The sequence below is a fragment of the Candidatus Ruminimicrobium bovinum genome, from assembly GCF_902760015.1.
In the GTDB taxonomy this organism is placed as follows: domain Bacteria; phylum Elusimicrobiota; class Endomicrobiia; order Endomicrobiales; family Endomicrobiaceae; genus Ruminimicrobium; species Ruminimicrobium bovinum.
The window spans coordinates 1-8575 of the sequence record NZ_CACWEU010000176.1 but is presented as its reverse complement, the minus strand read 5'-3'; the positions used below and the strand labels follow the sequence as shown (position 1 = coordinate 8575).

Genomic DNA, 8575 nt, shown 5'->3' with positions numbered 1-8575 from the left:
TGCTTTTCCTGAGGACAAACTCTGCCGCAAACGGCAGGTAAATTACTTTTTGTTTTAATAACTTTTATTGCACCGGCGGGATTATTGTTTGCTAATTCGTGTATGAATGCGGGAATATTAACTTCTACGGGACATCCAGTTACACACATAGGTTTCTTACAGTTCAAGCATCTTTTTGCTTCCGTTAATGCTTGCTCGTCGCTGTAACCTAAATTTACTTCTTCAAAATCTTTATTTCTTACGTTTGGTTCTCTTTCAACCATCTTTATTCTTTGTGACATTTGCACTCCATGTTAAGAATTTCTTTATATCTTTCTAAAGCTACTTTTTCATTTTCTTTAAATGCTCTTAAACGACTTGTAAGTTCGTCCCAATCTACTAAATGTCCGTCGAATTCCGGTCCGTCAACACAGGCAAACCTTATTTTTTTATCAACACTAACTCTGCATGCACCGCACATTCCGGTTCCGTCAACCATTATAGGATTTAACGATACAAGAGTTTTTAAATTATATTCCTTTGTCATATTTGATACGGCTTTCATCATGGGAACAGGACCTATTGCATAAACAATATTTACCTTTTCTCTTTTTATTACATCGGCTAAAATCGTTGTAACAAATCCTTTAATTCCGTAAGAGCCGTCATCGGTTGCAACCAAAAGTTCGGTTGAATTTGCTTTTAATTCGTCCTGCATAAGCAATAAATCTTTATTTCTTGCACCGACTATTGTTATAACTTTGTTTCCCGCTTTTAAAAGTTCACTTATAACAGGCAACAATTCGGCAGTTCCTACACCGCCTGCCATTGCAACAACCGTTCCGAAGTTTTCAATTTCGGTAGGTTTTCCCAAAGGACCTACGATATCTTTTATACAATCGCCTTCTTTTAATGTTCCAAGTTGTGTTGTGGATTTTCCTGCTTCCTGAAATATTATTTTGATAGTCCCTTTTTCTATGTTTTTACCTGCAACGGTTAACGGAAATCTTTCACCTTTATCGTTAAGCCGTAAAACTATAAATTGCCCCGCTTTTACATTTTTTGCAATATCTGGCGCTTCAATTTCAAAACTTTTGATATTTGAGGAAAGAATTTCTTTTGAAATTATTTTAAACATTTTTGTTTAATTCCTATTTTTAAAATTTTTTTGATTATATAATTTTTGTTTTAAATATTCAAGAAAAAACACTTTACATCTTTTGTTTTATAAAGTTTATAGGTTTATAGGGTTAGGTTGTCATCAACCGTAAGGAGAAATCTGCCGTTTTTGTTTACTGTTTGTCGTTGCCGTTAAACTTATAATCCTATAACCCTATAACCTTATAACCTGTCTTTATAGCTTCTCAGATCTCAACCGAGATTGTAACTTTTTTGTTTTTAAAAGTGTCTTAATGGCAGAGCCGTAAAAATTAAGTAAAAGGAGAATGAAAATGAAAATAAGGAAGATAATAATAAGTTTGATGTTGGCAGCAGGGCTTGCAGGTTCAAGTTTTGCGGCAGGTCATGCAGGCAAACCGCAACCGAAAAATGTTCATAACGGCAAAGTTGTAATTGAACACAAAATGCCGAAACAAAATGTTAAAGTTGTAAAGGTTGTAAAAGAAGTTTCGCATAAACCTAAACCTCATCACAAACCTGCACCTAAAAAAGTTGTTGTAGTTGAAAAACATTACAGGAATATACAACCTCATTACTACGGTAATGATAATGCGGCAGCAGCTTGTGTAGCCGTAGTCGGAATAGGGTTACTTGCCGCAGCAATAAGCGGAATATAGTAAAGATAGGTTATAGGGTTATTGGATTATAAGTTTAAACAACAAAAACTATAAATAATCCATAACCCTATAACCTAAAAAATTGCTTGCAATTTTTGTCGTTTGCCGTTAATTATACATTATAAATTCTACATTATACATTGCCGTTCTCAGCCATCAGCTGTCAACCCTCAGCTATCTTAATCAATGTAATATGGACTATTTCAGATTTTGAAAATAATCTCATCGAAGGTCCCCACCATCTTGTTCCGGTGGTTACATAAATATAAGAATCATTGTCTTTATATAATCCGCAAAAATATTTATATATAAAATATTCAATAATATCAAACGGCGGAATTTGCCCCGCATGAGTATGCCCCGAAAGCTGTATTGTCACAGGATGTTTTTGAGTTTCAAAAAATATTTGCGGTTGATGTGATAAAAATATTACAGGTTTTTCCCAGTTGATGTTTTTAAGGGCTTTGTTTATATCGGCAGGTTCATAATTAAAATATTTAGAAGTTTTTATATCGGTAATACCTGCAACATAAAATTTATCGTCAACCAAAGCATTTGTATTGTTAAGTAAAATATAATTTGCATTTTTACATACGGATTCAAATTTCTTTATACCCATATAATATTCATGGTTACCGTTAATTGCAAAAACACCGTATTTGGCTTTAAAATCGGCAAGTCCGTAATTTTTATAAGTTTGTGTTATATCAATATCGGCTAAATCGCCCGTAAAAGCAATAATATCGGGATTAAACGAATTTGTTATTTCAACAATTTTTTTTATTTCATCATAAGTTGTAGCCGTATCAATGTGAATATCCGAAAGCTGAACGATTGTAAGTTTTTCTACCGGTAAATTTGCAACAGGTATTGTAATTTCCGTTATTTTAGGAAGACCTCTTGTATTAAATACCGAATACATTGATGAAATTAAAATAATAATAACGGTTATAAGTGTTGTATTAAACCTGAAATGCGGAGTATGGTTAAATATAAACAATATGTTGGATAATAAAAAGAATGTAATCGCTATTGAAAAAGTTCCAAGCCAAATGTAACCTGTTTGAGTTAAAATTTTTGTATATACGGAAGGTTGGCTGTGCCTTGAAATGCTTAGTGCATAAATACTTAAAAATGCAACTGTAAAATACAACGATAAAAATATTACAAGAGATAATCCGTGCAGTTTGAAATCCGAGATTATTCTGTAAATAATGTAAACATTACCTAAAAGATAAATAATAAAAAATATTAAGAAAAACATAAAAATTTGCTTTGCAAATTTTTAGCTGAGAAGCTGAGCAGCTGATAGTTAAACAACAAAGCTGCAACAACTTAACAACTTGGCTTCCGTGTAAAGTTCGAAATTTTGACACTTATACATCAAAAAAATCGTTTTACGATTTTTTTAAAATTTTTTTTCTTGCTTCAAGGATAAATTCGGTTGCCGTCGGGCATAAATAATCGGGATATGTCCACGGAAGCTTTGTAAATCCTTCTTTTCTGTAAATGGTTGTTACTTCACCGTAAATGCCTTTACCTAAATATATCCTGTGGCTGAAATCTTTTGTTGAAGCAAGTATTACATTTGCCGGTGTTATGTATCCGGGGTCAATATTTACAATTCTGTTTTTATCTTCGGCATAAGAATCTTCAATATTGTTGGTTTCAATTTTTATATCAGCCAACATATCGGGCTGCACAAGCTTTTCAAAAGCTATCCATTGCCTTTTTAAATTTTTACCCATTTCTTTGTTGTAATATTTTGTAAATGTAAAATCTATTGCGGGGCTGTAAATATCTATTTTGTTGTTAAATTTTTGTTCTAACAAAGAATAAACTTGTTTTATATCAAAAGTTTCGTTAAATATAAGTCCGAAAAAAAACTTTACCGGATATGCTTTATTAATTTTTCCCATAACGGAATTATTTTACAAAAATAAATTAAATTTGCAAAATATATATTAAATTTGTAAAATAAACAAACTGTTATGTGAGTGTTTTTATTGGTGACCTTTTGGTCGCCTTTTGTTTTTTAAGGAGAAAAAATGGAACTTGTTAAACAGGTGGAAGAACTTTTATTACCTATAGCCGACAGCGAAAAAACAGAAATAGTTGATATTGAGTATGTGAAAGAAAACAGACAGAAAGTTTTAAGAATTTATATAGATAAGGAACCTGCAGTAAACCTTGACGATTGCACAAAAATGAGTAATTTATTCGGCGATAAATTGGATAAAGAAGATATTATAAAAGAAGAATATGTTTTGGAGGTATCGTCTCCGGGGCTTGACAGAATTTTAAAAAAGGAAAAAGATTTTAACAGATTTAAGGGCTATAAAATAAAAGTAACAACTGCAGTTGCGATTAACAACCAAAAACATTTTAACGGACAGTTGGTAACAACGGCGGACAATAAAATAGTGGTAAACGATTTAACAAACGGTATAGTTGAAATAGAAATTAAAAATATAATTCGTGCAAAATTAGACCAGGATTTTTAGGAGGAGAAATGTCAGAAAAAAGTGAACTTTTAGCAGCACTTGAAACAATTCAAAGAGAGAAAAAAATTTCAAAAGAAGATATTTTACATGTGGTTGAAAATGCTTTGGTTTCGGCATATAAAAAACATGTTGGTAAAAATGTTAATGTTGAGGCGAAAGTTGATAATGAAACGGGGCAAATGAGTGCTTGTGTTATAAAAAAGGTTGTTGAAGAACCCGTAAACAAACTTACCGAAATATCTCTTGAGGACGCAAAAAAAATATATAAAAATGCAAAACTTGACGAAGAAATAAAAATTGCACTTGATACCGACGATTTTGCAAGAATAGCAGCACAAACGGCAAAGCAGGTTATAGTGCAAAAAATAAGAGAATCGGAAAGAGATTCTTTGTATGAAGAAATGAAAAGTAAAATAGGTGAAATGATTAACGGTTCTATATATAAAATTGTCAACAGAAATATTATAGTTGACCTCGGGAGAAGCGAAGCGATTCTTCCCGTTTCGGAACAGGTTGCAAAGGAAAAATTTTCGGTAGGTCAGCATATAAGGGCAATTGTTATAAAAGCCGAAAAAAATGCAAAAGGTCCGAATACGGTTTTGTCAAGAACTCATCCGGATTTGGTAAAAGTTTTATTCGAGCTTGAAGTTCCCGAAATTTATGAAAAAATAGTTTCTATCGTGGCAATAGTAAGGGAAGCCGGTTTAAGAACAAAAATTGCGGTTACTTCAAATAATCCCAAAGTTGACCCGGTAGGTGCATGTGTCGGTGTTAAAGGTGCAAGAATAAAGCCCATTATAGATGAACTTAGGGGTGAAAGAATAGATTTGATTCCTTTTTCAAATGACCCGGTAAAATATATTTCACAGGCATTGGCTCCGGCAAAAGTTTTAACGGTAACAATTGTTTCCGAGCAGGATAAGAAAGCCGAAGTTATAGTTGCCGACGATATGCTTTCACTTGCAATAGGAAAATCCGGGCATAATGTAAGGTTGGCTGCACGGCTTACCGGTTGGAATATTGATGTAAAATCGGAAAGTCAAAAGAAACTTGAAAAAGAACAGAAAAGAGAAGAAAAATATTCCGAATTGGAACAGTTAAGCGGAATAAACGATAAAACAATAGAAATGCTTAAAAATGCGCAAATTACAAGTGTTAAGAAAATAGCCGAATTAAAAGTTGAAGATTTAACAACATTACCCGGAATTGGTCCTAAAACGGCCGAAAAAATTATAAAGTCCGCACAAGAGGCAATTTCCAAAAAATAGGAGTTGATTTTTATGACAGTAAAAAAAATAAAAAAAGAAACAACCGATACCAAAGATATAAATAAAACTAAAAAAGTAAAAAAAACAACTGCTAAAGTAAAATCCGCCGAGCAGAAAACAAAGGCGGACGGTAATGTTGTTAACGTAAAAGATGCGGATAAAAAAAATGTTAAGAAAAAAACATCCGTTTCTTCCGTTTCCAAAAAAACAGGTACAAAAACTTCAAAACAAACAAGTAAAACCGTTGTAAAAAAAACAAGTTCAAAAAAAACCGATTCTCAAAAAAGTGATGCCAAAAAGCAACAAACAAAAGAACATAAAGAACAAACAAAAGAACATAAAGTAAAAAAACAACATAAGCAGAATGAAAATAAACAGCAGCAAACTAAAAATATAAAACAGCAGGAACAGCAGGTAGTAAAACAATCCGACGATAAACAAGCACAAAAACAACAGAATGTTCCAAAACAAAATACGGAACAAAAAAATATTCAACAGGAACAACAAAAGCCGAATGAAGAAAAAAAGGTTCAACCCGTTCAAACTCAAAATATATCCGTTTCCGATGAACAACGGAACGGACAAAAACAACAACATGTAGAACAGAAACAGCAACCGCAACCGACACAACCTCAAAAACCGGCACTTCCTAAAATTACGATAAACGAACTTGTTACTATAAAAGACCTTGCCGAAAAAATGAAAATTAAAATAGGCGATATTTTAAAGAAATTATTGTCTATGGGAAGTATTGCAACATTAAATCAAAGAATAGATACCGATACCGCAACAATTCTTGCAAACGAATTCGGATTCGATGTTGATTTTGTATCGTTATATGAAGAAGAAAATATAGAAGAAGGCAAACAGGATGATGCGGCTTCGCTTTTACCGAGGTCACCTATAGTAACGATTATGGGGCATGTTGATCACGGTAAAACGTCTTTGCTTGATGCTTTAAGACACAGCAATGTTGTTGCCGGTGAAGCTGGCGGAATAACTCAGCACATAGGTGCATACAGAGTAAAAACATCCGACGGGGAAATTACTTTTTTGGATACTCCCGGTCATGAAGCTTTTACGGCAATGAGGTCAAGAGGAGCACAGGTTACCGATATAGTTATATTGGTTGTTTCTGCTACCGACGGTGTTATGCCTCAAACTATAGAAGCTATTAACCATGCAAAAGCTGCAAATGTTCCTATAATAGTTGCTGTAAATAAAATAGATTTGCCTACCGCAGAGCCCGAAAAGATAAGGCAGGAATTAAGTAATTACGGATTATTACCCGAAGAATGGGGCGGTGATACGATAATGATTGATATTTCGGCAAAGCAAAAATTAAATATCGACAGTTTATTGGAAATGGTTCAGTTAAAAGCCGAAATTATGGAGTTGAAAGCAAATCCGAACAAAAGAGCCGAAGGTGTGGTTATCGAAGCAAAACTTGACCCGAGAAAAGGAACCGTTGCCACGGTTTTGGTTCAAAGCGGAACTTTAAGGGTAGGTGATAATATAGTTGTAGGAACTACTTACGGAAAAATAAGGGCAATGGTTGACGAATACGGAAAAAGGTTTATGGAAGCAATTCCAAGTATGCCGGTTGAGGTATTAGGCATAAACGAACCTCCTCAGGCGGGTGATAAATTTATTGTTTTGGAAAAAGAATCACAGGCAAGAGAAATTGCCCAGGCAAGAAAAGAAAAAGTAAAAGCCGAAGCATTAAAACCCAAACACCACGTATCTTTACAAGATATAAGCATGGGTAAAACAAAAGATTTGAATATTATTTTAAAAACCGATGTCCAGGGCTCACTCGGCGCATTGTGTGATGCACTTGAAAGAATGTCAAATTCGGAAATAAAATTAAATATAATCCATAAAGGTGCCGGCTCAATAACCGAATCCGATGTTGTTTTGGCTGCGGCTTCCGATGCTATAATTGTAGGTTTCAATATAAGGCCTGATGCCGCCGTTTCAAAAGTTGCGGAGCAGGAAGGTGTTCACATAAATGTTTACAGAATAATTTATGAGTTGATAGCCGACATTAAAGCTGCAATGGAAGGTTTATTGTCTCCGGAAACAAAAGAAAGAATAATAGGAAAAGCAGTTGTAAAACAAGTATTTAAATTGTCTTCGGCAGGAACAATATCCGGCTGTATGGTAACGGAAGGTAAAGCCGAAAGAGGTGCAAAGGCAAGACTTTTAAGAGATAACGTTATAATTTTTGAAGGAAACCTTTCATCGCTTAAAAGATTTAAAGATGACGTTAAAGAAGTTGAAAAAGGATATGAATGCGGTATAGGGCTTGAAAAATTTGCCGATATAAAAACCGCAGATGTAATAGAATTTTTTACAATAGATAAATTGGCAAGAAAATTGACAGAGGAATAAATGAGAACATATAAAAGGGCCGACAGAGTTGCCGAATTGATACAGGCGGATACCGTTAAAATTTTAAGGGATATTAAGGAACTTAATAAAGGATTGCTTACCGTTACAAAAGTAAAACTTACAGACGATTTGCAAACTTGCAGAATTTTTTATTCGATTATAGGAACCGAAGCGGATAAAAAAAATGCCGATACTGTTTTAAAAGATAAATTAAAACTTATAAGGTATCAGCTTGCAAATACAATGGATTTAAGAAGAGTTCCTACAATAGAATTTATATATGACGATTCGGCGGAAAAAGCGGAAAAAGTTTTTGAAATACTTGAAAAAATAAAAGCCGAGCAGGAATAAATTTATAAAAATAATGAAAAAATTAACTCCTTTAAACTTAGCGGAAAATAAAATTTTAAAAGATATATCTGCCGTAATAAAAAAATCCGAAACTTTTTTTATAGCCGGGCACAGAAAACCCGACGGTGATGCATTGGGTTCCGGGCTTGCACTTGCTTCTTTGCTCAGAAGGTTGGGGAAAAAAGTTACCCATTGTTCCGTTGATGAAATTTCGCAAGATTTAAAATTTATGCCCGGCTCAAAAGCAATAAAAATAACAAATAAAATTGATAAAATTTTTGAT

9 protein-coding genes and 1 pseudogene are annotated in these 8575 nt (G+C 33.6%); 6 read left to right on the top strand and 4 right to left on the bottom strand.

Going from position 1 to position 8575, the window contains the following annotated elements; genetic code table 11:
• Nucleotides 1-281, bottom strand: a pseudogene (locus ACMUOV_RS05840) (dihydropyrimidine dehydrogenase); the annotation flags it as partial.
• Nucleotides 266-1117, bottom strand: coding sequence for a sulfide/dihydroorotate dehydrogenase-like FAD/NAD-binding protein (locus ACMUOV_RS05835; RefSeq protein ID WP_413854170.1), 852 nt, complete (start codon nucleotides 1115-1117; stop codon nucleotides 266-268). The gene ACMUOV_RS05835 and the pseudogene ACMUOV_RS05840, both read right to left, overlap by 16 nt.
• Nucleotides 1118-1430: 313 nt before the next feature.
• Here ACMUOV_RS05835 and ACMUOV_RS05830 point away from each other — a divergent pair, with 313 nt between their 5' ends.
• Nucleotides 1431-1775 (top strand): hypothetical protein, encoded by a 345-nt coding sequence (locus ACMUOV_RS05830; RefSeq protein WP_413854169.1) that lies wholly within the window; start codon nucleotides 1431-1433, stop codon nucleotides 1773-1775.
• 163 nt (nucleotides 1776-1938) lie between these two features.
• Here ACMUOV_RS05830 and ACMUOV_RS05825 read toward each other — a convergent pair whose 3' ends face one another.
• Both ACMUOV_RS05825 and ACMUOV_RS05820 read right to left on the bottom strand, forming a co-directional pair.
• The gene (locus ACMUOV_RS05825) at nucleotides 1939-3039 is read right to left on the bottom strand and encodes a metallophosphoesterase (protein WP_413854168.1); all 1101 of its coding nucleotides are present in this window, start codon (nucleotides 3037-3039) and stop codon (nucleotides 1939-1941) included.
• Nucleotides 3040-3172: 133 nt separating this feature from the next.
• Nucleotides 3173-3694 carry a DUF4416 family protein gene (locus ACMUOV_RS05820; RefSeq protein ID WP_413854167.1) on the bottom strand — a complete coding sequence of 174 codons (522 nt, stop codon included), beginning with the start codon at nucleotides 3692-3694 and terminating at the stop codon, nucleotides 3173-3175.
• Nucleotides 3695-3823: 129 nt separating this feature from the next.
• Here ACMUOV_RS05820 and rimP point away from each other — a divergent pair, with 129 nt between their 5' ends.
• From rimP to ACMUOV_RS05795, 5 genes are all read left to right on the top strand, one after another.
• Nucleotides 3824-4279 carry a ribosome maturation factor RimP gene (gene rimP / locus ACMUOV_RS05815; protein WP_413854166.1) on the top strand — a complete coding sequence of 152 codons (456 nt, stop codon included), beginning with the start codon at nucleotides 3824-3826 and terminating at the stop codon, nucleotides 4277-4279.
• Between the two features lie 8 nt (nucleotides 4280-4287).
• Nucleotides 4288-5547 carry a transcription termination factor NusA gene (gene nusA / locus ACMUOV_RS05810; protein ID WP_413854165.1) on the top strand — a complete coding sequence of 420 codons (1260 nt, stop codon included), beginning with the start codon at nucleotides 4288-4290 and terminating at the stop codon, nucleotides 5545-5547.
• A gap of 12 nt (nucleotides 5548-5559) precedes the next feature.
• A complete protein-coding gene (infB, locus tag ACMUOV_RS05805; RefSeq protein WP_413854164.1) occupies nucleotides 5560-7941 on the top strand; it encodes a translation initiation factor IF-2 in 2382 nt (793 codons plus the stop codon).
• On the top strand, nucleotides 7942-8292 hold the full coding sequence (gene rbfA / locus ACMUOV_RS05800; RefSeq protein WP_413854163.1) for a 30S ribosome-binding factor RbfA: 351 nt from the start codon (nucleotides 7942-7944) through the stop codon (nucleotides 8290-8292).
• Nucleotides 8293-8305: 13 nt separating this feature from the next.
• A partial coding sequence (locus ACMUOV_RS05795; protein ID WP_413854162.1) for a DHH family phosphoesterase occupies nucleotides 8306-8575 on the top strand: 270 nt, incomplete at its 3' end.